Source organism: Sapientia aquatica (assembly GCF_004358105.1).
Classification (GTDB): Bacteria; Pseudomonadota; Gammaproteobacteria; order Burkholderiales; family Burkholderiaceae_D; genus Solimicrobium; species Solimicrobium aquaticum.
Genome location: NZ_SMYL01000002.1, coordinates 365,914 through 391,642, shown reverse-complemented (window position 1 = coordinate 391,642; position 25,729 = coordinate 365,914). Strand labels below are relative to the sequence as shown.

Here is a 25,729-nt window from a genome sequence, read left to right as displayed (position 1 = left end):
TCAATCCTCAACCAAACTCGGCCATCCGGGTTCGAACCTAGTTTTGAGATGACTAAAAATGAAAAGCGTTAGATCAAGCAGCTCGTTACTACTTTTCTACATAAGATAGAATAGCGGCTGGTAAAACAAACCATGCCGCCCTTCCTGAGGCATTTTAGTACAGCCCAGCACAACGGCACGCCCTATGAAAAAGTTATTATTTGTCGCCGCACTCTGTCTGATGTTCGCATCGACCTGTATGGCGCAGTCGCTTAGTATTTACACCGAAGATAACGCGCAAACCAAAAACGTGGATGGCAAGTTTGCCGGCTTAGATTTTGATATTTTGTCGGAGCTTCAAAAACGCGTTGGCAACACCGATCGAATCGAATTAGTCCCGCTCACACGCGGAATAAAGTATCTGGATACTCAAGCCAATACCATTCTGTTTTCATTGGCGCGCACCAAAGAACGCAATAATCGCTACCAATGGATAGGCCCGATTTCTGAAAGCTCTTACGGCTTTTACGCAAAAGCCGATTCAACCATTACGATAAACAATCTGGATGATGCCAAAAAAGTGGCGTCGATTGGCGTCTACCGAAATGATATCCGCGATCAGTTTTTGACCAAGGAAGGCTTCACCAACTTAGATCGAGCCGACAATAATTTATCGAACTTTAAAAAATTGATGGCAGGACGAACCGCCGTAATTGCTAGCTCGGCTTTTGGAATTAAGGATGAAACCAAACGCACCGGTTACAGCATGCAAGACGTCAAGCTGCTCTATGTTTTCCTCAAATCGCCGGTCTATATCGCCGCCTCAAAAGACACCAACCCAAAAGTGGTCAGCAGTTGGAACAACGCTTTGGAGTCCATAAAAAAAGACGGAACTCTGAAGGCGATTTTCAAAAAGTATTTTCCCGATCAGGAATTTCAAGACGCTGGAGTTCCCGCCTTTTAATAGCGCGCCCTACTCTTTGCTGCGCGCTTCAATCGCTTCCCATTGTTCTAAGCTGGTCAACAATAAATCATCGATTTCGGCGTAACGCAGATTGAGCTTATTGACTTCTTCTGGTTGCGTTTTGTACAGATTATTGTCTTGCAGACGCTCAGTAATAGTTTGTTGTTCGGCTTCTAATTTAGCGATTAGCTTGGGTAATTCTTCCAACTCGCGCTGCTCTTTGTAGCTCAGCTTTTTGGCTTTGGGTTCGCTTTTAACTTCTAGCTTCACCGCCACTTTAGCCGCTGTCTTTGATGCCGATTTCGCGCTTTCTTTTACGCTGTTGGCGTACCGTTCCCAATCGCTAAACCCGCCGATATATTCATTCCACTGACCTTGGCCTTCGGACACAATCACCTGGGTGACCACGTTATCTAAGAAGGCGCGATCATGGCTGACTAAAAATACCGTGCCGGTATAGTTTTCTAATAATTCTTCCAGTAATTCCAAGGTGTCGATATCGAGATCGTTGGTCGGTTCATCGAGCACCAAGGCGTTGGCTGGCTTAGCAAATAAACGCGCCAACAGCAAGCGATTTCGCTCACCACCGGAGAGTGATTTGACTGGCGATCTAGCGCGTTCAGCAGCGAATAGGAAATCGTTGAGATAGGTCATGACATGCTTTTTCTGGCCATTGATTTCCACCCAATCCGAACCCGGTGCAATCGTCTCAGCCAAGCTAGCATCTTCATTGAGCTGCGCGCGCATTTGGTCAAAGTACGCGACTTGTAATTTGCTGCCTTGTTTGATCGTGCCAGAATCGGCTTGTTCTTCGCCCAAAATCATTTTTAGCAACGTCGTTTTACCCGCGCCGTTTGCGCCGATCAAACCAACTTTATCGCCGCGCAAAATCGTAGCGCTAAAGTTATCCACGATGACTTTGCTGCCGTAGCTCTTGCAGACATTTTCTAACTCAGCCACGATCTTGCCAGAACGCTCGCCCGCAGACACATCCAATTTCACTTGGCCTTGTTGATCACGACGCGCCGTGCGTTGGCGCCGCAAATCTTCCAAGCGGCGCACACGGCCTTCATCGCGGGTACGACGCGCTTGCACGCCTTTGCGTATCCAAACTTCTTCCTGCGCTAGAAATTTATCAAACTTGGCATTCTCAACCAATTCGTTTTCTAGCAATTCGGCTTTACGTGTTTGGTAAGTGGTGAAGTTACCTGGGAAAGATAAAATACGACCGCGATCCAACTCAATAATACGGGTGCACACATTGTCCAAGAAACTACGATCATGGGTAATCAGCAGGACGCTACCTTTAAAGTCGCGCAGCAATCCTTCTAACCACAAAATCGAGGAATAATCCAAATGGTTAGTTGGCTCATCGAGCAGTAAAACGTCCGGTGCGCTGACTAAGGCGACGGCTAATGCCACGCGCTTTTTCATACCGCCTGACAGGCTGCCGATCAAGGCATCTTTTTGCAAATTTAGGCGATCAAGTGTCGCCTCGACTTTGCTCGATAAACCCCACGCGTCGGCCGCATCGAGCTTCAATTGAATGTCGTGCATACGCTCCATCAGCGCGTCGTCATTATCGCCACCAAATTGGCCGCTGATGTCTTCGTATTCTTTGAGCAAAGCGGGCAACTCGCCCAAGCCGGCAGCAACCGCATCATATACATTCTGGGTCGGGTCAAATAGCGGCTCTTGCTCGACATAGGCGATGCGCAAATTTTGCTGCATCACCAATAAGCCATCATCCAATTTGGATGTGCCAGCGATCACCTTCAATAAGGAAGACTTACCGGTGCCGTTGCGGCCAATCAAACCGACGCGTTCGCCGGTTTCAATAGAGAATTCTGTGTGATCGAGAAGTGCGACGTGACCAAAAGCGAGTTGCGCGTTTGAGAGAGAAATAACTGCCATAACATTCATTGACGGCCCAAAAGGCACGCCCCATCCAAGTATAAAGGCAGCATTGTACCGATAAGTTAGCTCGTCGATTGCTTCAATTCGGTATTTATCGCGGAAATTACCTGCCGAATTAAGATTTTAATAAGGCTTTGGTGGCGCATTAACATGTGACTTAAGCGATGGGAGGATTGGTGTGACCAACAGGAATCGAACCTGTATCTAATTCTTAGGAGGAACTTGATCTATCCGTTGATCTATGGTCACACACGACAAAGCAAGGCCAAATCTGGTTCATTTCAGCGCTTACTTCGGAGAGCGCCATTCTACATGCTTAAGTTGCTAACGAAAAGGCACTAATTGATTCGTTTTGCGGTAACACTCCTTCACAAAAACACAGCGGGCCGTCATCGTTTTGGAACAACTATTTACTATAATAGCAAGCATTGTTGCCGCCATTTTTAACTTCATTGTTTAAAACGCCTAATTAGGAAATGGCATGGGTTTTATCAAAAGGGAAGTCGTATGTCAGAAATTCATCGTTTTTTAAGCGAAATTGATCGCGCCTTATTGCGTGACATCATTATCACTTTGCTGTTTGTTTTCACGCTAATCCTATTGCGCACCATGGTGCGAAAAGCGATTTTGCAACGTAATTCCTTGGAGCCAGAAACCAAGCGCCGTTGGTTGGGTAGCGTGCGTAATGTGGCGCTGTTGATTTTTGCGCTCGGTATCACCATGATTTGGGGCCACGAAATCGAGAGTTTCGCGGTGTCCTTGGTGGCGGTCGCGGCGGCGTTTGTTTTGGCTACTCGTGAGATGTTGCTATGCGTTCTTGGCTCGGTGTATCGCACCACCAACGATTTGTGTCGCATCGGTGATTGGATTGAAATTGATGGGATTAAGGGACAAATCATTGATATGAATTTATTTTCAACTAGCTTGGTGGAGTCAAATCAAGCCTGCGTCGAGAAAGGCAACGTGGGGCGTGCTATTACGATTCCAAACTCGATGTTCTTTAGCCAGCCGGTATTCAATGAAAGCCGCTTGGGTAATTTTGTGACGCAAACCGTTCATATTCAATTGCAACGCGATGACAATTGGGAATTGGCCGAGCAAATATTGCTTGAATCGGGCAATCAAATTATTAGCGAATATGCCGATAAATTGGCGCGCAATGCCCATAAAGTGACGCATATTTATGCCTTAGAAGCTCCGCTACAACATGCGCATGTGCGACTGCTACTCAATGATGTTGACCATGTTAGCCTGCTGTTACAGATGCCCTGTCCTTTCGGAAAATCTGCCCAGATCGAGCAACGCATCTTGCGCGAGTTCTTACGAAAAATGCCGCAAACAAGTAGCGTGCGATCGGTCAACAATAAATCCAGCACCTAAACAAAAAAACCAGCCGCGGCTGGTTTTTTTGTGTGCTACGTCAGAGGTGACTATCGCTATTTTGCCGCGCCTTCCTTAGCTGGCTCGGCTACGGGCGCTTTATCTGACGGCGCTGGCTCTACAACTGCGCCAGAAGCTGTGCTTGGTGCAGCCGCAGCGCTTGCCGCAACCGGAGCCGCACTTTCCGATGCATTGACTTCGGTCGCATGGCTCGCCGCCGGCACGAACTGCACATGCGCCGGAACGCTCGCTTCCATCGGCAACAAAGGCACTAACAGCAGAGCAACGATATTGATGATTTTGATGAGCGGATTAATCGCTGGACCCGCCGTATCTTTATACGGATCACCGACCGTATCACCGGTCACCGCTGCTTTATGCGCTTCAGAACCTTTACCTCCAAAGTGACCATCTTCAATATACTTTTTGGCGTTATCCCACGCACCGCCACCAGTCGTCATCGAGATCGCAACGAATAAACCTGTCACGATTGTTCCCATTAACAAGCCGCCCAATGCTGCCGGTCCGAGCAACAAACCGACGATGACCGGCACAACCACTGGCAATAACGATGGCAGGATCATTTCTTTAATCGCAGAGCTGGTCAGCATATCGACCGCTTTGTCGTATTCTGGCTTACCAGAACCATCCATGATGCCTTTGATTTCTTTAAATTGACGCCGCACTTCTACCACCACGGCACCGGCGGCGCGACCAACTGCTTCCATCGCTAATGCGCCGAACAGATAAGGAATCAAGCCACCGATAAATAAGCCAACGATCACATTGGGATTGGATAAATCAAAGGTCACGCTTTTACCAACGGATTCCAGCGCGTGGGTGTAATCGGCAAACAGCACCAAAGATGCCAAACCGGCTGAGCCAATCGCGTAGCCTTTGGTTACCGCTTTAGTCGTATTACCAACCGCATCCAAGGGATCTGTCACAGCCCGCACGGATTCTGGCATTTCCGACATTTCGGCGATACCGCCAGCATTATCAGTAATTGGCCCATACGCATCTAAGGCGACCACAATACCGGCCATCGACAACATCGACGTGGCGGCAATCGCAATCCCGTACAAACCGGCTAAATGGTAGGACACCAAAATCGCCACGCAAACAGCCAACACCGGATAGGCGGTTGATTTCATCGACACGCCCAGGCCCGCAATAATGTTCGTGCCGTGACCGGTTGTGGACGCTTCAGCAATATGGCGCACTGGATGGAAATCGGTACCGGTGTAGTACTCAGTGATGTAGACCATCAAACCAGTCAACACGATACCAACCACGGTGGAGCCTAGCATCGGCACAAATTGCGCTTCAGGCACCACATATTTAGTCACCGCCGCAAAACCGATCAGCGATAAACCTGCCGCCCACCATAAACCAGTGTATAAGGCTGACATAATTTTTTTACCGGGCTTAGCTTTGACAAACGAGCAGCCAACAATCGAGGCCAAGATAGACACACCGCCCAATAATAATGGATACAAAGCGGCTTGCGCGCCCATGTCTGGCATCAATAAGGAGCCGAGCAACATGGTGGCGATTAACGTGACTACATAAGTTTCAAACAAGTCAGCCGCCATACCAGCGCAATCACCAACGTTGTCACCGACGTTATCGGCGATCACGGCAGGGTTACGGGGATCGTCTTCGGGAATTCCAGCTTCGACTTTACCAACCAAATCCGCACCAACGTCAGCGCCTTTGGTAAAAATGCCGCCACCCAAACGAGCGAAAATAGAGATCAACGAAGCGCCAAAGGCTAAACCAATCATCGGCTTGAGCATATCGTGCTGGGTCAGTGTTGCGCCGTCATGCCCTTGGGTGGACAAGAACCAGTAGAACAAACTCACACCCAACAAACCCAAACCAACCACTAACATCCCGGTAATTGCGCCGCCTTTAAACGCCACATCCAACGCGGGATTAATGCCATTGGTCGCTGCCTGAGCAGTTCGCACATTGGCGCGCACCGAGACGTTCATCCCAATGAATCCACAGGCGCCCGACAACACAGCGCCAATTAAAAAGCCAACCGCAGTTGGCATTCCTAATCCAGGTAACACAGCAATGACGATAAATAAAATCGCTCCGACGATCGCAATAGTGCGATATTGGCGGGCTAGATAAGCCGCTGCTCCTTGTTGAATCGCTGCGGCAATTTCTTGCATTCGTGCATTGCCAGCATCTTGTTTTAAAATCCAAGCACGTGAGATTAAGCCATACAGCACTGCTATCAATCCACACCCAACTACAAACCACAAGCCTGTCACCATTGTAAATCTCCTTTTTTATTATAGAAAAAACGACGATTTCCCAACCAACTAACAAACGCAATTTATAAAGCTGTTCTGAATCTGCAAAAACATCGATACTTCATTACACCACTACAAAAAACGACCTCCTTTGATAAGCAACAACCCTGATTCGATTTAACAAAAATGGATAAAAAAAAGGCGGACACTGATGTCCGCCTTTTTTTATTCTTCTAACGCCGCAAAGGCTTTGTCTCGGATGGCTTCGACGGCACCAACGCCGGCGATCTTGCGGTATTTCGGAGCGCCGGGCTTGCCTGATTTGGCCCATTCGCCGTAATAGCTGACCAGCACTTCGGTTTGATTGTGATATACCGCTAAACGCTTGGCGACGGTTTCTTCTTTATCGTCATCGCGTTGGATTAAATCCTCACCAGTTACGTCGTCTTTACCCTCGACTTTTGGGGGGTTAAATTTGACGTGATACGTGCGGCCCGAAGCTGGATGCACGCGGCGACCGCTCATGCGCTCAACAATCGCGCTGTCTGGCACGTCAATTTCTAATACATAATCAATCGCGACACCGGCTTCTTTCATGGCATCAGCTTGTGGTGTGGTGCGTGGGAAACCATCGAATAAATAACCGTTGGCGCAATCGCTTTCTTTCAGACGATCTTTTACCAATCCAATAATAATTTCATCGGACACCAAACCGCCTGCATCCATAACCTTTTTGGCTGCTAGGCCCATTTCAGTGCCGGCTTTGACGGCGGCGCGTAACATGTCGCCAGTGGAAATTTGAGGAATACCGTATTTTTCTTTGATGTAATTGGCTTGCGTGCCCTTGCCCGCTCCAGGGGCTCCTAGCAAAATTAAACGCATATTTTTCTTCCTAACAGAGTTTTAAATTGGGTGAACGTTGTCTATATTTTTTTATAAATTGTGTTGTCATGTCATTGATCTGACATATTTTTTGAATTTTAGCACCAGATCATTGCACGAAACTTACCATAAAATATCGCAACTTTATATTTTATTCGAGCAAGCTTAGGCTAATTCGGGTGAAAGTTATTGTTTTGAAATCGCTCGACCTGCCTAAATTTTAAGCGACTTGGTTATCTCGATAATATTGCTGCACTCGCAGCAAGTCAGCCGGAGTATCAACTCCAGCCATTGGCGTTTCGGGCGTAACATGCACCGCAATTGGGTAGCCATTCCACAGCACGCGCAATTGCTCTAACACCTCGCTTTGCTCCAAAGGCGCAACTTCCAAAGTGGAATATTTTTGTAAAAACGCCTGCGTGTAAGCGTAAATGCCAATATGCCTAAAAACTTGATAATCCGGCGGCAGCACGTCTTTACTCACCGCGAAGCCATCTCGGTTCCACGGAATCGTCGCGCGCGAGAAATACAACGCTCGGCCAGATTTATCCAAAACGACTTTGACGACATTGGGATTAAAGGCCTCTTCGGCGCTAGTAATCGGATGCGCCGCGGTGGACATAGGCACGCCGCGCTTAATTTGTGCAGCAGTGGCGGTGATTAAGGCAGGCTCGATTAATGGTTCGTCGCCTTGCACATTGACGATTACTGCGTCATCCGGCAAGCCTAATTTTGCCGCGACTTCGGCAATTCTATCGGTACCGGATTGGTGATCGGGGCTGGTCAGATAGGCGGTGATTCCGTGCTTTTGGCAGGCTTCCATAATGCTGAAGTCGTCACAAGCCACCACAACCAACTCGGCGCCCGATAATTTTGCTTGTTCTGCCACGCGCACAATCATCGGTTTTCCAGCTAAATCGGCTAAGGGTTTATTAGGTAGTCGAGTCGAAGCTAAACGGGCTGGAATAATAACGGTGAAATTATTATGTCCATTGAATGTGGTGGTGGTCAGCACTGTCATCGTTAGTCGCCTTAGGCGCTGGGGCCGTTAGTATTAGCCGCCATGTCCGCGGAGTTTAATTCACGCGCCTGATCGGCCCACATAATCGGAATATCGTCCCGAATTGGGTAGGCTAGTTTGTCGCCTTTGCAGATTAATTCTTGTGCGGCCTTGTTGTAGACCAGCGGGCCTTTGCATAAAGGGCATACCAATATATCGAGCAGGCGAGTATCCATTCTGTTCTCCAATTATCTTTCCGTTAATTTCTTCAGTATTCGGTCAAATGCAGCCGGGTCTATCTGGGCTTCCGCGGCCACCACCCAAAGGCGCGGGTCACTGCTGAGGTCGTGCAATTGACGACATTTTACTGCATCCTTTTCGGTTATTAGGATCATGTCGGCGGTTATGTTGGCAAAGGGATTGATGGCGTAATCAAAATGATCGGGCAGCGGCAATGCGGTGATTGTTAAACCATATTGGCGCAACATGGCAAAAAATCGCTCTGGGTTTCCGATTCCCGCCGCCGCGGTGACCAGCAATGTGGGATGCAATTGCGCCAATTCACGCACTTGTTTAGGATCGATTAATTGATAAGCGCGGCTGCCATTTAATTGCATGCGCACCGTGTCACTTGGTAAATCGGCGCTGATTAACTCACCCGGATTTAAATTTGCCACGGTCAAATCACGCCGTCTGCTAGCGGGTTCACGCAATGGGCCAGCTGGAAATAGCCAGCCATTTCCCACTCCCCGCGAATCGAACAGCGTGATTTCTACATCGCGCGCCAACGCTAAATGCTGCAAGCCATCGTCGGCGATAATGATGTTCACGTCTGGGAACGCGGCTAACAAAGCGCGACCTGCGGCGGCGCGATTGCGACTTACCACCACCGGACAAGCACTTTGCTGCGCGATGAGAATCGGCTCATCGCCGACCTGCTGCGCCAAGGAATTTGGCCGAACGATTTCTGGTTCAGTGCGCTCTGCGCCGTACCCCCGCGAAATCACACCCGGCTTAAAACCGGCCTGTTTTAACTGCGCCAACAACCATAGCGTAAACGGAGTTTTACCCGTGCCACCGACAAAAATATTACCCACCACAATGACCGGCACTGGCAACGATTCTTGCTTGAGAATCCCGAATCGGTAGAGCAAACCACGCACGCGCAGCAGCGCGCCAAATATCAACGAAATTGGCCAAGCTAAACACGCAAACCATCCACGGTGCATCCACGCACGCAGGATGGCTGCCGCTAAATTGTTTTCAGCCATGTAGAAAAATCAAAGCAAGTAATGCCGCTAACGAGGGAAGAAACCACTAATGCGGGTAAAACTGAACCCATTATTTAGGATGACTTTGCGCTGCGAAGGTGATTTTAGATAATCCAGCCAAACGCGCTGCTTCCAAAATATCAATCACCGATTGGTGGCTAGCTGCGCCATCAGCGTTGATAATCACAATCGGCTCCGGTGAATTGGGATTGGAAGACGAGGCAAACGCGCCAGCAGCCGCTTTTAAATTCTCCGCCAAATCAGCTACGTCAATGCGCGCCACTGGCTTTTGATTGATTTTGTAATTACCGCGGCTATCCACGCCGATTTGGATTTCATTCGGACGTTGTTGCGACGCTGAAGCGTCCGCGGTAGGCAAATTAATTTGCAATTCCGTAAAGCGACTATAAGTCGTGGTCACCATTAAAAAGATCAGGATCACCAATAGCACATCGATGAACGGGATTAAGTTAATTTCTGGCTCACTACGAAATTTGCTGCCTTTACGAAAATTCATTGCTGTCCTTGCTGGTTAATTCGTGGATGGATCACTGCTGTCGACCTCATTTGCGGTGGTTGTGGACAGTGTCCACAAATTTCACCGCCTGCTGTTCCATCTCAATAATGAAGCCATCGACCAAACCGCTGAAATGACGATAAAAGAATATCGTTGGCATGGCGATCAAAATACCAAATGCGGTGTTGTAGAGCGCTACCGAAATACCGTGCGCCAGTTGCGCCGGATTGGCGCCGGTCGCATTTTGCGCGCCGAAAATTTCAATCATCCCGACCACAGTTCCAAACAAGCCCATCAAAGTCGCGAGCGAAGCAATCGTACCCAAGGTAGTTAAGAAGCGTCCTAACTCATGCGCTGCAGCGCGACCAGCCTCTTCAATCGCTTCTTTCATGACTTCACGCGGCGCATCGACATTACGCAGGCCGGCCGCCAACACGCGGCCCAAAGGCGAGTTTTGTTCTAATTTTTCTACGACGTCTTTATTGACTTTACCGCTGTGATAGACGCGAATGACTTCTTCTAGCAAGGTGCGCGGCAAAATACGTTTGGCACGCAAGGATAAGCTACGCTCAATAATCAATGCCAACGCCACGATGGAAGCAATCAATAAAAAGTAAATTGGCCATCCAGCCGATTGTAATATGTCGAACAATGCAAACTCCCTAGCAAGAAACGGCGATCAAACCGTTCTCATCGTTAATGAAAAACACAAGTGCGCAATGTATCGTGTTGCGCAACACTGAGCAAGTACTTGAGAATAACTGGTAAAGATTTCCGCGTGATTAAACCGCATCACGGCAATTCTGAGCAGTCCGATTAAAAAGCAAAAATAGTTTTGCACAGAAAATGTGGATAAGTCTGTGTGCATTGCGTCATTAAAGCTGCAAGCCACTGATTTGTATAGCAATCCAAGTTCTGCTCAATTTGTACGCCGTTGTATTTTACTATTTAATGCCTTGCGGAAATAACTCTAAATAAAGTTTTACACACGAAATGTGGGTAACTTTGTGTGCAAACCATGACAATCATGGCTAAGTGTTTGATTCTAATTATGAATAGTTAGCCTGCCCAGAAACTGAGCAGCCGCTTTTTTGTTGATGTTTTGTTGAAGCTTAGCCAGCTAGTTTTGCACACAATCTGTTGATAACGTTGTGCGTAATAGTGGGAGCGCTTCATAAGTACTTGATTTTACTAATTTAATTAATCGTGCTTAGAATTCAAGCAGTTCACCCAAGCTAATTTTGCGCTTCGCGATCAGGATATAATCGGGCTACGCTATCCACCGACCGTGCACATAAAATGTGGGTAACTTTGTGTGCAAGCGTGCTGAACGTGTTCTAACACCATGATTTAACGCTGCTTTTTCTAACTGCTCAAAATTTAAGCAGAATCTAATAACTTTACGCAAAACAATCAAATTCATGCAGACCGACATCATTTCCTCTGGGCCACAAGTCATCAGCGTTAGCGCCTTAAATCAAACCGTGGCGCGTTTACTGGAAAAAAATATTCCGCTGTGTTGGATTAGTGGCGAAGTGTCGAACTTTACCCGCGCGGCCTCCGGGCATTGGTATTTCACACTCAAAGATGCGCAAGCTCAAGTCCGAGCAGTAATGTTTAAAAGTCGCGCCATGAGCGTGGATTTTATTCCGCGTGAAGGCGAAAAAATCGAAGTACGCGCAACGGTAACCTTGTATGCGCCGCGTGGTGATTATCAATTAAGTGTCGAAGGCATACGCCGCGCTGGCATGGGCAATTTGTACGAAGCGTTCTTGCAACTCAAACAAAAACTCAACAACGCTGGCCTATTTAATCCAGAGCGCAAACGGAGCTTGCCAGCGTTTCCCAAATCAATTGGCATCGTGACTAGCCCGCAAGCAGCCGCCCTGCGCGATATTTTAATTACCCTCAGACGCCGCGCTCCGCATGTGCGCGTCATCATTTATCCGACACCAGTACAAGGCAACGGCGCGGCGGAGAAAATTACTCAGGCAATTAATACCGCCTCAACCCGCAATGAATGCGACGTGCTGTTAGTCGCACGCGGCGGTGGCAGCATTGAAGATTTATGGTCGTTTAACGATGAGCAAGTCGCTTATGCCCTGGTAAATTGCCGCATTCCCGTCATCGCAGGAATCGGGCATGAAACTGATTTCACTATCGCTGATTTTGTGGCTGACTTGCGAGCGCCGACTCCGACCGCCGCCGCCGAATTGGCTGTGGTTGCGCGTGCCGATTTGGTTCAGCAACTCAACGATTACGGCTATGCGTTACGGCGCGCCGTGCGGCGCAAGGTCGAGCAAGATGCGCAAAGCTTGGATCATTTTTCGCGCCGCTTAATTAGTCCGATTGCTTATATTCAGAGTGAACGACTCAAATTGCTTGGTTTGCAACGGCGTGTCAAGCATGCATCGGAACGATCTCAGCAAAGCGCATTTTTTGCTTTTAGCCAGCTAAAGCAGCGATTAACGCAACAAAAGCCCGATGTTGTGCCACATAAACGTCAGCTTGAGCATCTAAGTAAGCTGCTCAAATCTAGCGTCGGACAGCAATACGCCCACAAGCAACAACAATTAACTAGCCTCAACGTGCAATTAGAATTACTCAATCCACAGCGCACCTTGGAGCGCGGCTACGCCATTATTTGGGATAAAAGCGGTGCGATTTTGCGCAAGCCATCGCAGTTAAAAGCGCCAAGTTCCATTCGGGTCAAACTGGCCGAAGGCGAAGTCGATTTGGGAATTGCCAGCGTACAAAGCAATTTGGGTTAAACGAATAAGCATGTGCGTTTTTTGCGCATGCAAACAATTCACAACGCCATTACAATACGGGCTTGTTTGAATCGCGCTTGAACGGTTTTGTGCTGGAGAACCACAAACACTATTCTAATAAGCGCAACCTGCCGTCGTTTTTAGCGATTTATTTACCGTTTTATTACTCGTTTTGTCTGATTTTTCTTAAAACAAAGGAAACAACATGGAACACACTTTGCCAGCTTTGCCATACGCTTTAGATGCTTTGGCTCCACACATCTCAAAAGAAACATTGGAATACCACTACGGTAAACATCATCAAACTTATGTGACCAACTTAAATAATTTGATCAAAGGCACTGAGTTTGAAAATGCAACATTAGAAGAAATCGTTAAAAAATCATCTGCTGGTGTGTTTAACAATTCGGCCCAAGTTTGGAACCACACTTTCTACTGGAACAGCTTAACTCCAGGCGGTAGCGGTGCTCCTACTGGCGCGTTGGCGGCAGCAATCGACGCAAAATGGGGTTCGTTCGATGCATTCAAAGAAGCGTTCACTAAATCTGCTATCGGCAACTTTGGTTCAAGCTGGACTTGGTTGGTGAAAAAAGCCGACGGTTCATTAGACATCGTCAATACATCCAATGCAGCAACACCATTAACTACTGCTGACAAAGCATTGATCACTTGCGATCTGTGGGAACATGCTTATTACATCGACTACCGCAATGCACGTCCTAAATACATTGAGACATTCTTTGCATTGGCTAATTGGAATTTCGCAGCGGCTAATTTTGCGTAAGTTTGTTTAGTTATTGTGTAGATCTAGCGCGATGGACTGTTTAGTTAGCGCGCTAGAAAATAAAAATGCCCTTTTAAAAAGGGCATTTTTTTCGACCTAATTTTATTAACAGCGCGATCGATAGTTCTTCAATTACTTACCGCCCAGTAGCTTAGTTTTAAGCGCGCCATCAACGGGATTTTCGCCAATCCAGATTTTTAAAATCGCATTAAAGAAAGCTTGGTCAGGGAAAGTACTTCCGATTTTTTTCCCGTTAATCATCATAATCGAGCCGTCAGCAGGAACCCATTCAATCGAAATGACGTCACCCTTTTTCAATTCAGGAACAGTCGAAAACAATTGGCCGAAATTAATCAACTGATTAGTCAACTTTGCCAAGTCGGCCTTATCGGTATTTTTTCTCACGCCAGCCATAAAAGCGCTACCTAAATCGTCACTGCTCACGTCGCGTAACATGGTGAGATTAACTTGTTTTGGACCTGGTACCGCTAAAATAGCTTCGGTCGTCGTTTTGGGATCAGTTGTATATAGCGAAGCCACATAAACTTTAAAAAACACTTTGGTGCGAATACCAGCGCCGTTGAGCTTTAAGGTTGTGTTGGCCGCAGTAATGGTGTCATCAACTTTAACACCGGCAACATCAATCGCATGGGCAGTTCCCGCAAAAGCGATGGCTGCGCAAAGTAATACTTGTTGGAATGTACGTTTCATCTCTCACCTTCATTATTAGAATTCAGCACGTAGAAAAAGGGGCATTTTTCTCGCACTGTTTATGTAAAAATAGCGCACTCGATTTTAATCTTATGCGCTATTTCCTGCTTACTTACTCAAAAAACTTCTTCACTTTGTCCATCCAAGACTTACTTTGCGGACTATGTTTTGATCCACCTTCGGTCGTTAGTTTTTCAAAGTCGCGTAATAAATCTTTTTGCTTGTCGGTCAGTTTCACCGGCGTCTCAATCACTACATGACAGAACAAATCACCGGGGAATCCCGAGCGCACACCCTTGATGCCTTTGCTGCGCAAGCGGAAAGTTTTGCCAGTTTGAGTGCCTTCTGGAATCGTGAAACTTGCCTTGCCACTTAAGGTTGGCACTTCAATCTCACCGCCCAAAGTCGCTTTCACGAACGAAATCGGCATTTCGCAATGCAGATCATCGCCTTCGCGTTGGAATACCGAATGCGGTTTGATATGAATTTCGACATACAAATCGCCCGGTGGACCGCCATTAACGCCCGGCTCACCATTGCCCGACGAGCGAATCCGCATACCGTCATCAATACCGGCGGGGATTTTCACTTCTAATGTTTTATTGCGCTTGATGCGGCCAACGCCTGAGCAGCTAGTGCAAGGTTCCGGAATAATTTTGCCGGTACCATGGCATTTTGGACAGGTCTGCTGAATGCTAAATAAACCTTGCTGCATACGAACTTGGCCGTGTCCGCCGCAGGTGGTACAAGTGACTGCCGATGTGCCGGGTTTTGCGCCGGTGCCATGACAAGGTTCGCATTCATCCCAAGACGGTACGCGAATCGTTGTATCAAAGCCGTTGGCCGCTTGCTCTAACGTGATTTCCAAGTTGTAGCGCAAATCGGCACCGCGATACACTTGTGGTCCAGAACTACGTCCACCGCCGCGGCCGCCACCAAAAATATCGCCAAAGATATCGCCGAACGCATCGGCAAAACCGCCAGCACCGGCACCACCGCCGCCACCCATGTTCGGATCGACGCCAGCATGACCGTAGCGATCATATGCTTCGCGCTTTTTGGCGTCCGACAACATCTCGTAAGCTTCTTTGGCTTCTTTGAATTTTTCTTCGGCTTGCTTACTGTCTGGATTACGATCCGGATGATGTTTCATTGCTAATTTGCGGTACGCTTTTTTAATTTCGTCCTCAGAGGCATTTTTAGCAACGCCTAATATTTCATAAAAATCACGCTTCGCCATCTTGTTTGGCACCTTCTTAATATATTCAGACTAAAAAACACTAGTGCTCTAGCGCAACATCTACACTACCAGTGTTTAAGGAAAGTTTCGAATTTTATGTGAAAAAGCCGAGCAGGTTAGTCGTAAAAAACGACACCCCTTCTCGGCGAGCTAAAGCGAGTAATTACCTCGCCAAACCACTATTACTTGTCTTTCACTTCTTTAAAGTCAGCATCGACAACATCGTCTTCATGCTTGGCTTCTGATCCAGCGTGGCCCGCCGCACCAGCGTCGCCGCCAGCTTGTTGAGCTTGTGTTTCAGCATACATTTTTTCGCCTAACTTTTGCGAAGCTGTTGACAGCGCTGCGATTTTGGCATCGATCGATGCTTTGTCACCGCTCTTCAACGACTCTTCCAAGTCCTTGATCGATGCTTCGATTTTGTCTTTTTCACCAGCGTCTAATTTATCGCCATGTTCAGCCAATGCTTTGCGTGTGGAATGCACCAGCGCGTCGCCTTGATTGCGGGACTCAGCTAATTCCTTCACTTTTTTGTCTTCTTCCGCATTCAATTCAGCATCTTTCACCATTTTTTGAATTTCTTCTTCAGTCAAACCGGAGTTTGCCTTAATGGTGATTTTGTTTTCTTTGCCAGTGGCTTTGTCTTTTGCGCCAACATGCAAAATACCGTTAGCATCGATATCAAAAGTCACTTCGATTTGCGGTGTGCCACGTGCTGCTGGTGGAATACCTTCTAAATTGAATTCGCCCAAGCCTTTGTTACCGGCAGCGATTTCGCGCTCACCTTGATAAACCTTAATCGTCACGGCTGGTTGATTGTCGTCCGCAGTGGAAAACACTTGGCTAAACTTGGTTGGAATAGTGGTGTTTTTCTGAATCATCTTAGTCATCACACCGCCCAAAGTTTCAATACCTAAGGACAATGGCGTCACGTCTAACAACAACAAATCTTTGCGGTCGCCCGACAATACCGAACCTTGAATCGCAGCACCAGCGGCAACTGCCTCATCTGGATTAACGTCTTTCCGTGGTTCTTTGCCGAAGAATTCTTTCACCAATTCTTGCACTTTCGGCATACGCGTCATACCACCGACCAAAATAATATCGTCGATATCCGATGTTTTTACGCCAGCGTCTTTGATCGCTAAACGGCATGGTTCCAATGTTTTATTAACCAATTCTTCGACCAACGATTCCAACTTAGCGCGTGTCATTTTTAAGTTCAAATGCACCGGTGCGCCATTTGCCATCGCGATGTATGGTTCGTTAATTTCAGTTTGCTGCGAGCTCGACAATTCGATCTTGGCGCGTTCAGCTGAGGCTTTAATACGCTGTAAAGCGATTGCATCTTTGGATAAATCCAAGCCGTTGATTTTTTTGAATTCGTCGATGATGTAATCGATGATGCGTTGGTCGAAATCTTCACCGCCCAAGAACGTATCGCCGTTAGTCGACAAGACTTCGAATTGCATTTCACCATCGACGTCTGCGATTTCAATAATCGATACGTCGAACGTACCACCGCCCAAATCGTATACAGCGATTTTACGATCGCCACGTTCGGATTTATCCAAACCGAACGCCAATGCCGCAGCAGTCGGTTCGTTGATGATACGTTTAACTTCCAAGCCAGCGATACGACCAGCGTCTTTAGTTGCTTGACGCTGCGCATCATTGAAGTAGGCTGGAACAGTAATAACGGCTTCCGTTACTTCTTCACCGAGGTAGTCTTCGGCGGTTTTTTTCATTTTGCGCAAGACTTCTGCGGAGATTTGTGGTGGCGCCATTTTTTTGTCGCGCACACTGACCCATGCGTCGCCGTTGTCGGCTTTAACGATGGAGTAAGGCATCAAGCCGATGTCTTTTTGAACTTCTTTTTCGTCGAATTTGCGACCAATCAAACGCTTAACGGCGTATAGCGTGTTTTTTGGATTGGTCACAGCCTGACGTTTTGCGGATGCGCCAACTAAAATTTCGCCGTCTTCTTGATACGCAATGATGGAAGGCGTAGTACGTGCGCCTTCGGCGTTTTCGATAACTTTTGGAATGCCGTTTTCAACGACGGATACGCATGAATTGGTTGTACCTAAGTCAATACCGATGATTCTGCCCATGATTTTTCCTTTTTTGATTTGGTTATTTGGTTAATATTGTTGCTGCTATGAATGGTATATAAGGCGAAAAAAGCGATTTTCAAGCGATTTTTTGAGCTTTTTGCGCCATTTTCGCTAGTTTTTGGAACTATTTGGCTTGAGCCACCGTTACGAGTGCCGGTCTTAACAGACGATCAGCAATGGTGTAACCCTTTTGCAAAACTTCCACCACCGTATTAGCGTCTTGATCGGCTGGCACCATTGATACCGCTTGGTGTTTGGCTGGGTCTAACTTCTCGCCACGTACTGGATTAATTTCTAACAAACGGTTTTTTTCAAACGCATTAACCAACTGGCGCAAGGTCACTTCAGTACCTTCTTTGAGCGATTCCACGGTGACGTTCTCAATTTTGAGGGCCATTTCTAGGCTGTCTTTGACTGGAATCATTGATTCGGCAAAGCTTTCTACCGCGAATTTATGCGCCTTGCTAATGTCATCTTGTGCGCGACGTCGAATATTTTCACCATCGGCTTTAGCGCGTAAGTAGGCGTCTTGCAGTTCAGCTAATTTCGCTTCGGTTTGAAGTAATTTTTCTTCAAAGTCGGAATCAACTGCCACGACGACCGGCTCTTCCACTTCGGGCGTCGCTGGCGCTTGCTCTACTTGATCGTTTTGCACTTCTGGTTTTGCTTGGTCTTGCATTCCTTACCTCCAATAATCGATGGCATTCAAAAATAGTGTAGCGGAAGTGGGGTTATCACTTAGTTTTTCAAGGCGTTAAGTGTGATTTAGGATAAAAAAGGGTTAAAAACAGCGTTTTCGGAGCAAAAAACACGGGAAAACTCTGGTTTTAATAAAAAAGAGGCAATTCTTATAACGAAGAAAATAATCAGAAATGCAAATTCTTAGCAACAAATCTAGAACATCGTTTGGCGACAAACAAGATAAAGCGATAAGCGCCGACCAATTAACAGTTGTTTGTCATTGAATTGCCATTATTCTTTTACCCACTTTATGCCTGTGCCTAAAAAACGGCGCTACACTAGCGGCTATTTTATTTTCAATCTTTTCACCATTTAGCGGCGCTATCACTCCATGACTACATCCACTATTTCCCCTTCGATTTTCAAAGCCTATGACATTCGCGGCATTGTTGGCAAAACGTTAGACACCCATGTAGCGTTTCAACTTGGACAAGCTTTTGGTACAGCCGTGTTGGCGAAAAAAGAGCGCACGGTAGTTATTGGCCGCGATGGCCGCTTATCGGGCCCAGAATTAAGTGCGGCTTTGGCTAAAGGTTTGCAAGCCAGTGGTGTGAATGTGATTGATTTAGGCGTAGTTGCAACGCCGCTAGTTTATTTAGGAACGCACTTATTAGATGCAAAATCCGGCATCATGGTCACCGGTAGCCATAATCCCCCGGATTACAACGGTTTCAAAATGGTGTTAGCTAGCGAAGCGATTTATGGCGAAACTATTCAAGCCTTGTATCACGCCATTGTTAAGCAAGAATTTACCCACGGCGCTGGCAACTATGAGCAACATGATATTCGTGCGGCCTACTTGGAACGAATTATTTCCGACATTAAATTAGCGCGTCCGATGAAGATCGCGGTTGATTGTGGCAATGGTGTGGCAGGCGCATTTGCGGGCGATTTGTACCGCGGTCTTGGCTGCGAGGTCGATGAATTATTCTGTGAAGTAGATGGTACTTTCCCGAATCACCACCCTGATCCTGCGCATCCAGAAAATCTACAAGATTTAATCAAACACGTTAAAGAAACTGACGCGGAACTCGGTTTAGCATTCGATGGTGATGGCGACCGTTTGGGCGTCGTGACTAAAGACGGCAACATTATTTACCCAGATCGCCAACTGATGCTGTTTGCTGAAGATGTGTTGACCCGCAATCCGGGCGCGCAGATTTTGTATGACGTCAAATGCACACGCCATATCTCCGCTTGGGTAAAAGCCCGCGGCGGGGTTCCACTCATGTGGAAAACCGGTCACTCATTAGTCAAAGCCAAAATGCGCGAAACTGGTGCTCCACTTGGAGGGGAAATGAGCGGGCATATTTTCTTTAAAGATCGCTGGTATGGTTTTGACGATGGGTTGTATGCCGGCGCACGCTTATTAGAATTGCTGTCGCGCGTAGTCGATACGTCGGCTGTATTGAACTCCCTGCCGCAATCCAACTCGACGCCTGAATTGCAATTGACATTGAACGAAGGCGAAAACTTTACCCTGATCGCCAAGATGCAAACAGCCGAGCAAACCCAGCAACATTTTTCCGATGCCGAGCAGATTATTAGCATTGATGGTTTGCGCGTTGAATACGTTGATGGCTTTGGTTTAGCCCGCTCGTCCAACACCACGCCAGTGATCGTAATGCGTTTTGAAGCGGAAAATGAGGCCGCGTTGGCACGTATTCAAGCAGCGTTTAAGCGCGCAATTACGGCTGTTAAAGCTGACGCTATTTTGCCGTTCTGACGCATTTTCAATCCAATGAACATACTGTTAATTCGCGTTTCTTCCCTAGGGGATGTGCTGCACAACATGCCGATTGTGGCGGATATTTTGCGGCATTTTCCTCATGCCAAAATTGATTGGGTGGTCGAAGAAGGCTACGTCGAATTAGTCAAACTCAATCCCAACGTGCGCAAGGTGATTCCATTTGCGTTGCGGCGTTGGCGTAAGGCGCTTTTTTCGGCGCCGGTGCGGGCCGAAATCGCTGCATTCAAAAAATCACTGCAAGCGCAAACTTACGATGTAATCCTTGATACGCAAGGCTTGCTAAAAACCGGTGTGATTATGGGACTCGCCAATGGCGGTGCCAAAGTCGGTTTGGCAAACGGCACCGAGGGTTCAGGCTACGAAGCAATTTCGCGCATTTTTCACACCTTAAGCGTACCCGTTGATGTGCGTACCCATGCGGTTTTGCGTGGCCGAATAGTGGCAGCACGCGCCTTGGGCTACGTCGATACATTAACTGAGATTGCGCCTGATTTTGGTTTGACTGAACCGACGTTACCAGCAACATCAGGCACGCCGGAATGGTTAGCCAAACCGTATGCCGTTTTCTTTCACGGCACCGCTGGTGCTGCTAAAAAATGGCCTGCGCACGATTGGATTACCGTCGGTAAGCACGTCAATCAACTCAATTATCCGGTGTTGCTAGCGTGGGGAAATAGGGACGAGCAAGTTGAGGCGGAACAATTAGCAGCCCATATTCCCAACGCACAAGTCTTACCTAAACTGAGCATGATGGAAGCGATTTTGTTAGCGCAACGGGCTACTTTGGTGGTTGGCTTGGATACCGGCTTAACGCATATCGCGGCCGCTTATTATCGCCCGACAGTTGAAATTTACTGCGCTTCACCTAAATGGAAAACTGAGGGAAATTGGTCCGAATCAATTATCAACTTAGGCGACAAAGGCGCGCCGCCAAGCGCGCAAGAAGTCATTAACGCCGTCGATCAATTACTTGCTTAAGCCAAGTTGTCATTTCTCGCTTAATTCGATCGGAATAATTTTCTTACCAACGCTGCCGATTTCCAGCGCGTGTTTCGCCAACCAACGTCGATAAGCAACGATGGCGCGGTCTGCGCCAATTAGACGATCCGATGTGCTATCCAAAGAAAATTGCGGCGTAATATTGGCGATGATGCGCAAATCCTGACCGAGAATAAATTTATTGGACAAGCCTAAAACAAGTTCGTACAACTGGCGAATGAGTGGCACGGATACTTTGTGACAAGCTCGTATGTAAAAGCGTGTGGTGCGTTCATCGACTGGCACAAAGGCAATGAAATTTTTAAAATTTTCCGAAATATTGAGCAGCCATAGGCTCGGAAAAAGCAATTGCAAACTCGGCACAATCGCCGCAGCGCGAGCGCGTAATTCGGATTGCGACAGTTGCGCGTCGCCGGAATCGATGCGGTTAAACACCCACGTATTAATCCCGTTCTCGAATTCTTCTACATAGGGACCATCGACAAACGATCTGCCGCCCGCGCCTATCGTGGTTTTATGTACAAAGGGTAAATGCGCGCAGTCGAGTTGATTTTCGATGGCTCTGGAATAATTGACCGGCGCTTCAACCACAGAATCGTAGGTCTGAAATCCGGCCGCTATTTCAGCAAAATAGGCTGGGCTGCCAGTCGCGGGCGCGTCTCCCATCCATAGCCAGATAAAGCCATATTGCTCCACACAATCGTAATGGTCGCATTCCATTCCTGCCGGAATTTTCCCACTCACGCCATTGGCCGGAATGTGCGCGCATTGACCCGATGAATCAAATTCAAAGCCATGAAATGGGCAAACCAGTTTGCCGTCCACTACCGAGCCTTGGCTGAGCGATGCGCCCAAATGTGGACAGCGATCTGGGAAAGCATGCGGCTGACCTTGGGCATCGCGCCAAAAGACGAAATCAAGGCCAAAGCGTCGAAATTTGCTGGGCTTAGCGCGCAATTCTTTGCTTAGCAGAACCGGATGCCAAAGGTTGTAGGGTATTTTCATGGTGGCATTATTATCAAGTAGGAAGTGCCGCATGGCAACAGCAACACATCGGGGATTGCGGTGAAAATGCACGGAGTTCCTTAAATATGGCGATCGATTGCAACGATAAGGCAGCAACTTAGTCGCGTGGACGCCTATGCAATGCGACCCTTTGTCGAAGAAATTCAGTACTTTAGAGTGTTAGGAATGCCGTTCAACGCTTTCACTCGCGCAACCAAGATCGAATAATCTGCTATCTTGCTGCCTTTGCTGCCTTTGCTGCCTTTGCCGCCTATTTTTTAAATCCATAAAAACGACCAGCAATACCTGCGTTCACTCAAACCAATTCGATTCAATTTTGCCCCGCTCGAGATGCTTTCAAATGACCGAAAAAACTAAACACCAGGCTTTCGAAGCCTTAAAAATTCCTAGCTTTCCGATCTTCGTTTTCACTTTTGTACTAACCATGATGGCCGACAACGTTGAGCATGTGATCAGCTATTGGGTGGCATTTGAAAAATTTAAATCGCCGACTTTGGGTGGCTTTGCGGTGATCTCACATTGGTTGCCATTCTTGTTATTCTCTGTCGGCGTCGGAGCGTTAAATGACCGCTTCGATTCGCGCCGTTTAATCCAAATCGGTGGCGCATTGTTTGCCATCGTCTCAATTGGTTGGGGCTATTTCTTTGTCACCGATACGCTCACCATCCCATTTGCCATGACGCTGCTGGTATTACACGGCCTTGCGGGCGTATTTTGGATGACGTCTAGCCAAGTGCTTTTGTACGATATTGTTGGCGTCGAGAAGCTCGCCAGCGCCGTGCGACTCAACGCTACGGCGCGTTATTTTGGTGTCTTGGTTGGCCCGGGCGTGGGTAGTTTGATCATGTCCACGCTCGGACCAGCCAAGGGTATTTTTCTGAATGCGGCGCTGTACCTTCCGCTATTAATCTGGCTCATTAATGCACCGCGTCCACATCGCGCCAAACGCTTGGAACAATCGAGCACTCGGCGGGTAAATGGCTTGCGCGACATTTGGCAATCGATTCAAGCGGTGAAGAAAATCCCCGCGCTAAGCGTCATGATTTTGCTGTCTGGAGCGGCGTCATTTTTCGTCGGAAATAGTTATCAAGCGCAAATGCCAGGCTTCGCAAATGATCTGGGCGGAATCGAGCCGGGCTTTGCCTATTCGATGTTGTTAGCGGCCGATGCGGCGGGCGCGTTGTTTGCTGGATTTACGCTGGAAGCAGGACTGCGCTTTACCCGCGTCACGCCGACTGCATCAATGAGCTTTGCGCTCGGTTGGGCGGTTGCGCTAGGTTGTTTTGCTCTGACCCGCAACTACCCTGCCGCCTTGGTTTGCTTATTCGCCGCGGGCTTTTGTGAATTGTCGTTTAGCAGCATGAATCAGACCATTGTGCAGATGAATGCGCCGGACGCGATTCGCGGCAAGGTACTCGGGTTATTCGGCATGTCGTCTGCTGGGTTGCGACTGTTTAGTGGGATTTTCGTCGGCCTTATCGGAAGCCGAATTGGCATTCACTTTTCCTTATTTGGCGCGACCGCCGTGTTCTGTGTTGTTACCGCTGGATTGTTGTATTTAGGACGCACAAAACCCGCATCCATTGCGTCAAATCTCTAGCCTATTTCTGTTAAATTGTTCTTGCCACTCACTTTCCAGCGCAGTTCCGGATTAGTCACACTGCAGCAAATCCGGAACTGACTCGGCATTTCCCCTAGCGCAGGCCGCGCGTATCTTTACTTTTTAACCGTTCCATCTCCACGTTTTGGCGTTCTACAACGCACAGGTCAGCACAGCTAACAATCTTGTATTTATTTCAATGAAGCAATAAATTTATTGACTCAGGAAAATTTACAAACGATAATCGTTCTCATTCGTGTTTCTATAAAGATTTATTTTTCATCGCTGTGCCAAAGAAACGAGCCATTTCCAATCTCATGCCAAACAACAATAAAACCACCTCCAAACTTGCCAACGTCACCGTCTTGAGTACGATGATTGCTGCCATTGTGTTGGCGAATTCAACCTACGCCGCTCCGCCACCGATTTCAATTGCAGCGGGCGCGGGCGACAACAATGCGGTGTCGTCGAATAGCTTATTTGGCTTTGTCGATGGCATTGACCGCAGCAATAATTTGCTCGGCGACATGTGGGGTGCACGCTCTGAATTGAGTAAATACGGCATGACTTTTTCGCTGCAGGAAACAAGCGAATCGCTGGGCAATGTTACCGGCGGAACCCAAAAAGGCTTTGAGTACGATGGGCTGACCCAAGCCGTATTGCAATTAAATACCCAGCGCGCTTTCGGTTGGCATGGCGGCTTGTTCAATGTCAGCGCCTTGCAAATTCACGGCAAAAATTTAAGTAGCAATAATCTGCAAAGTTTGCAGACCGCTTCAGGAATTGAAGCTGACCGCGGTTTCCGGTTATGGGAATTATGGTATGACCAAAAATTTCTCGATGAGGACCGACTCGACCTCAAAGTCGGTCAGCAAAGCGTTGACCAAGAATTTATCGTCAGCAGCAACTCCTTAATGTTTGTCAATACGATGTTTGGTTGGCCGATGCTGCCTTCAGCCAACATGCCCGGTGGAGGCCCTGCTTACCCGCTGTCGGCGCTAGGAATTCGTCTCAGTGCGCGCCCAATCGACGGCATGACTGTGCTGGCGGGCGTCTTTAACGGCAGCCCAACCGGTAAATCGACCGACGGCGATCCGCAGCAAATTAATAAGCACGGCGTCAGTTTTCCTTTGGGTGACGGCACCTTAACGATGGTGGAATTGCAATTCTCTTATCCTGCTCTGGGTAGCATGGTGCAAGCCGATGAAGATGCTCCGCTAGGTCGAACTTATCGGATTGGTGCTTGGTATAACAGTCAGCAATTTGCCGATCAGCGTTTTAACCAAGCGGGGCTGCCCTTAGCAAATCCGAACAACGATCAAAACGCTTTGCAACATCATGGCAATTTTTCGTATTACGCCGTTGCTGATCAGTTGGTTTGGCGTGATGCACAGGAACTCAACCGCACCCTGGCAGTATTTGCGCGCGCGATGGCAACACCACTGGCCGACCGAAATTTAATTGATGCCAGCCTTAATGTGGGCTTGGTACTGCACTGCCCATTTGCCTACCGCACGACCGATTCAATTGGTCTGGCGTTTAGCTACGCTCACGTCAGTAATCGGGCGTCTGGTTTGGACCGCGACACCGCGCAATACAACGCCACTTACAACCCGGCGCGTACTAGCGAGAAATTGGTTGAGCTGACTTATCAATACCAAGTTAAGCCTTGGTTGCAGCTGCAACCAGACATTCAATATGTCATCAATCCGGGCGGTGGGCTAGCCAATCCAAATGACATTGGCCATCGCATCAAAAACGAATTAGTGCTTGGCTTACGCACCAATATTGCTTTTTAATTTAAGGCTGACAC

The 25,729-nt window shown here is 47.8% G+C and carries 21 protein-coding genes and 1 tRNA gene; 8 read left to right on the top strand and 14 right to left on the bottom strand.

Features of this window, described 5'->3' with window-relative positions; genetic code table 11:
* Positions 1 to 184 precede the first annotated feature (184 nt).
* On the top strand, positions 185 to 943 hold the full coding sequence (locus E2I14_RS05805) for a substrate-binding periplasmic protein (protein ID WP_133326364.1): 759 nt from the start codon (positions 185 to 187) through the stop codon (positions 941 to 943).
* 9 nt (positions 944 to 952) lie between these two features.
* On the opposite strand, the gene E2I14_RS05800 is transcribed toward E2I14_RS05805, so the two are convergent.
* Together E2I14_RS05800 and E2I14_RS05795 are read right to left on the bottom strand one after the other, a co-directional pair.
* Positions 953 to 2,857 (bottom strand): ATP-binding cassette domain-containing protein, encoded by a 1,905-nt coding sequence (locus tag E2I14_RS05800; RefSeq protein WP_133326362.1) that lies wholly within the window; start codon positions 2,855 to 2,857, stop codon positions 953 to 955.
* A gap of 177 nt (positions 2,858 to 3,034) precedes the next feature.
* A tRNA-Arg gene (locus E2I14_RS05795) sits at positions 3,035 to 3,109 on the bottom strand.
* 258 nt (positions 3,110 to 3,367) lie between these two features.
* Here E2I14_RS05795 and E2I14_RS05790 point away from each other — a divergent pair.
* Positions 3,368 to 4,240, top strand: coding sequence for a mechanosensitive ion channel family protein (locus E2I14_RS05790; protein WP_133326360.1), 873 nt, complete (start codon positions 3,368 to 3,370; stop codon positions 4,238 to 4,240).
* Between the two features lie 56 nt (positions 4,241 to 4,296).
* On the opposite strand, the gene E2I14_RS05785 is transcribed toward E2I14_RS05790, so the two are convergent.
* The 7 genes from E2I14_RS05785 to E2I14_RS05755 all read right to left on the bottom strand — a co-directional run bounded on the left by E2I14_RS05785 (position 4,297) and on the right by E2I14_RS05755 (position 10,829).
* Complete coding sequence (locus E2I14_RS05785) at positions 4,297 to 6,528, bottom strand: sodium-translocating pyrophosphatase (RefSeq protein WP_133326358.1); 2,232 nt, start codon at positions 6,526 to 6,528, stop codon at positions 4,297 to 4,299.
* 204 nt (positions 6,529 to 6,732) lie between these two features.
* Positions 6,733 to 7,389, bottom strand: coding sequence for an adenylate kinase (gene adk / locus E2I14_RS05780; protein WP_133326356.1), 657 nt, complete (start codon positions 7,387 to 7,389; stop codon positions 6,733 to 6,735).
* Between the two features lie 220 nt (positions 7,390 to 7,609).
* Entirely contained in the window at positions 7,610 to 8,410 is an 801-nt protein-coding gene (kdsB, locus tag E2I14_RS05775; protein WP_133326354.1) for a 3-deoxy-manno-octulosonate cytidylyltransferase, read from the bottom strand.
* 11 nt (positions 8,411 to 8,421) lie between these two features.
* Positions 8,422 to 8,625, bottom strand: coding sequence for a Trm112 family protein (locus E2I14_RS05770; protein WP_133326352.1), 204 nt, complete (start codon positions 8,623 to 8,625; stop codon positions 8,422 to 8,424).
* Positions 8,626 to 8,637: 12 nt separating this feature from the next.
* The gene (lpxK, locus tag E2I14_RS05765; protein WP_133326350.1) at positions 8,638 to 9,660 is read right to left on the bottom strand and encodes a tetraacyldisaccharide 4'-kinase; all 1,023 of its coding nucleotides are present in this window, start codon (positions 9,658 to 9,660) and stop codon (positions 8,638 to 8,640) included.
* A 70-nt stretch (positions 9,661 to 9,730) separates the two neighbouring features.
* Entirely contained in the window at positions 9,731 to 10,177 is a 447-nt protein-coding gene (locus E2I14_RS05760; protein WP_133326348.1) for an ExbD/TolR family protein, read from the bottom strand.
* A 46-nt stretch (positions 10,178 to 10,223) separates the two neighbouring features.
* A complete protein-coding gene (locus E2I14_RS05755; protein WP_133326346.1) occupies positions 10,224 to 10,829 on the bottom strand; it encodes a MotA/TolQ/ExbB proton channel family protein in 606 nt (201 codons plus the stop codon).
* A gap of 769 nt (positions 10,830 to 11,598) precedes the next feature.
* Between E2I14_RS05755 and xseA the strand changes: the two genes are divergently transcribed.
* A complete protein-coding gene (gene xseA / locus E2I14_RS05750) occupies positions 11,599 to 12,948 on the top strand; it encodes an exodeoxyribonuclease VII large subunit (protein WP_133326344.1) in 1,350 nt (449 codons plus the stop codon).
* Between the two features lie 205 nt (positions 12,949 to 13,153).
* A complete protein-coding gene (gene sodB / locus E2I14_RS05745) occupies positions 13,154 to 13,732 on the top strand; it encodes a superoxide dismutase [Fe] (RefSeq protein ID WP_133326342.1) in 579 nt (192 codons plus the stop codon).
* Positions 13,733 to 13,864: 132 nt separating this feature from the next.
* Here sodB and E2I14_RS05740 read toward each other — a convergent pair whose 3' ends face one another.
* From E2I14_RS05740 to grpE, 4 genes are all read right to left on the bottom strand, one after another.
* Positions 13,865 to 14,443: a chalcone isomerase family protein gene (locus tag E2I14_RS05740; RefSeq protein WP_133326340.1), complete on the bottom strand. Its 579-nt coding sequence runs from the start codon at positions 14,441 to 14,443 to the stop codon at positions 13,865 to 13,867.
* Positions 14,444 to 14,555: 112 nt separating this feature from the next.
* Complete coding sequence (gene dnaJ / locus E2I14_RS05735; RefSeq protein ID WP_133326338.1) at positions 14,556 to 15,683, bottom strand: molecular chaperone DnaJ; 1,128 nt, start codon at positions 15,681 to 15,683, stop codon at positions 14,556 to 14,558.
* 182 nt (positions 15,684 to 15,865) lie between these two features.
* Positions 15,866 to 17,797: a molecular chaperone DnaK gene (gene dnaK / locus E2I14_RS05730; RefSeq protein ID WP_133326336.1), complete on the bottom strand. Its 1,932-nt coding sequence runs from the start codon at positions 17,795 to 17,797 to the stop codon at positions 15,866 to 15,868.
* A 127-nt stretch (positions 17,798 to 17,924) separates the two neighbouring features.
* The gene (gene grpE / locus E2I14_RS05725) at positions 17,925 to 18,479 is read right to left on the bottom strand and encodes a nucleotide exchange factor GrpE (protein ID WP_133326334.1); all 555 of its coding nucleotides are present in this window, start codon (positions 18,477 to 18,479) and stop codon (positions 17,925 to 17,927) included.
* Positions 18,480 to 18,872: 393 nt separating this feature from the next.
* On the opposite strand from grpE, the gene E2I14_RS05720 reads away from it, so the two are divergent.
* Entirely contained in the window at positions 18,873 to 20,267 is a 1,395-nt protein-coding gene (locus tag E2I14_RS05720) for a phosphomannomutase/phosphoglucomutase (RefSeq protein ID WP_133326332.1), read from the top strand.
* A gap of 15 nt (positions 20,268 to 20,282) precedes the next feature.
* Entirely contained in the window at positions 20,283 to 21,269 is a 987-nt protein-coding gene (gene waaC / locus E2I14_RS05715) for a lipopolysaccharide heptosyltransferase I (protein WP_133326330.1), read from the top strand.
* A 9-nt stretch (positions 21,270 to 21,278) separates the two neighbouring features.
* On the opposite strand, the gene E2I14_RS05710 is transcribed toward waaC, so the two are convergent.
* A complete protein-coding gene (locus E2I14_RS05710) occupies positions 21,279 to 22,295 on the bottom strand; it encodes an aromatic ring-hydroxylating oxygenase subunit alpha (protein WP_165967765.1) in 1,017 nt (338 codons plus the stop codon).
* 361 nt (positions 22,296 to 22,656) lie between these two features.
* Between E2I14_RS05710 and E2I14_RS05705 the strand changes: the two genes are divergently transcribed.
* Entirely contained in the window at positions 22,657 to 23,916 is a 1,260-nt protein-coding gene (locus E2I14_RS05705) for an MFS transporter (RefSeq protein WP_133326326.1), read from the top strand.
* A gap of 317 nt (positions 23,917 to 24,233) precedes the next feature.
* Positions 24,234 to 25,715: a carbohydrate porin gene (locus E2I14_RS05700; RefSeq protein ID WP_133326324.1), complete on the top strand. Its 1,482-nt coding sequence runs from the start codon at positions 24,234 to 24,236 to the stop codon at positions 25,713 to 25,715.
* Positions 25,716 to 25,729 lie beyond the last annotated feature (14 nt).

What these genes read in the sequence shown, in the direction of transcription:
- E2I14_RS05805 (WP_133326364.1), top strand. Translation starts at nt 185, where the DNA reads ATGAAAAAGTTATTATTTGTCGCCGCACTCTGTCTGATGTTCGCATCG.
- E2I14_RS05760 (WP_133326348.1), bottom strand. Translation starts at nt 10,177, where the DNA reads ATGAATTTTCGTAAAGGCAGCAAATTTCGTAGTGAGCCAGAAATTAAC.
- adk (WP_133326356.1), bottom strand. Translation starts at nt 7,389, where the DNA reads ATGCGTTTAATTTTGCTAGGAGCCCCTGGAGCGGGCAAGGGCACGCAA.
- E2I14_RS05720 (WP_133326332.1), top strand. Translation starts at nt 18,873, where the DNA reads ATGACTACATCCACTATTTCCCCTTCGATTTTCAAAGCCTATGACATT.
- sodB (WP_133326342.1), top strand. Translation starts at nt 13,154, where the DNA reads ATGGAACACACTTTGCCAGCTTTGCCATACGCTTTAGATGCTTTGGCT.
- E2I14_RS05705 (WP_133326326.1), top strand. Translation starts at nt 22,657, where the DNA reads ATGACCGAAAAAACTAAACACCAGGCTTTCGAAGCCTTAAAAATTCCT.
- E2I14_RS05700 (WP_133326324.1), top strand. Translation starts at nt 24,234, where the DNA reads ATGCCAAACAACAATAAAACCACCTCCAAACTTGCCAACGTCACCGTC.
- E2I14_RS05800 (WP_133326362.1), bottom strand. Translation starts at nt 2,857, where the DNA reads ATGGCAGTTATTTCTCTCTCAAACGCGCAACTCGCTTTTGGTCACGTC.
- E2I14_RS05785 (WP_133326358.1), bottom strand. Translation starts at nt 6,528, where the DNA reads ATGGTGACAGGCTTGTGGTTTGTAGTTGGGTGTGGATTGATAGCAGTG.
- E2I14_RS05710 (WP_165967765.1), bottom strand. Translation starts at nt 22,295, where the DNA reads ATGAAAATACCCTACAACCTTTGGCATCCGGTTCTGCTAAGCAAAGAA.
- dnaJ (WP_133326338.1), bottom strand. Translation starts at nt 15,683, where the DNA reads ATGGCGAAGCGTGATTTTTATGAAATATTAGGCGTTGCTAAAAATGCC.
- lpxK (WP_133326350.1), bottom strand. Translation starts at nt 9,660, where the DNA reads ATGGCTGAAAACAATTTAGCGGCAGCCATCCTGCGTGCGTGGATGCAC.
- xseA (WP_133326344.1), top strand. Translation starts at nt 11,599, where the DNA reads ATGCAGACCGACATCATTTCCTCTGGGCCACAAGTCATCAGCGTTAGC.
- E2I14_RS05770 (WP_133326352.1), bottom strand. Translation starts at nt 8,625, where the DNA reads ATGGATACTCGCCTGCTCGATATATTGGTATGCCCTTTATGCAAAGGC.
- E2I14_RS05790 (WP_133326360.1), top strand. Translation starts at nt 3,368, where the DNA reads ATGTCAGAAATTCATCGTTTTTTAAGCGAAATTGATCGCGCCTTATTG.
- waaC (WP_133326330.1), top strand. Translation starts at nt 20,283, where the DNA reads ATGAACATACTGTTAATTCGCGTTTCTTCCCTAGGGGATGTGCTGCAC.
- kdsB (WP_133326354.1), bottom strand. Translation starts at nt 8,410, where the DNA reads ATGACAGTGCTGACCACCACCACATTCAATGGACATAATAATTTCACC.
- dnaK (WP_133326336.1), bottom strand. Translation starts at nt 17,797, where the DNA reads ATGGGCAGAATCATCGGTATTGACTTAGGTACAACCAATTCATGCGTA.
- grpE (WP_133326334.1), bottom strand. Translation starts at nt 18,479, where the DNA reads ATGCAAGACCAAGCAAAACCAGAAGTGCAAAACGATCAAGTAGAGCAA.
- E2I14_RS05740 (WP_133326340.1), bottom strand. Translation starts at nt 14,443, where the DNA reads ATGAAACGTACATTCCAACAAGTATTACTTTGCGCAGCCATCGCTTTT.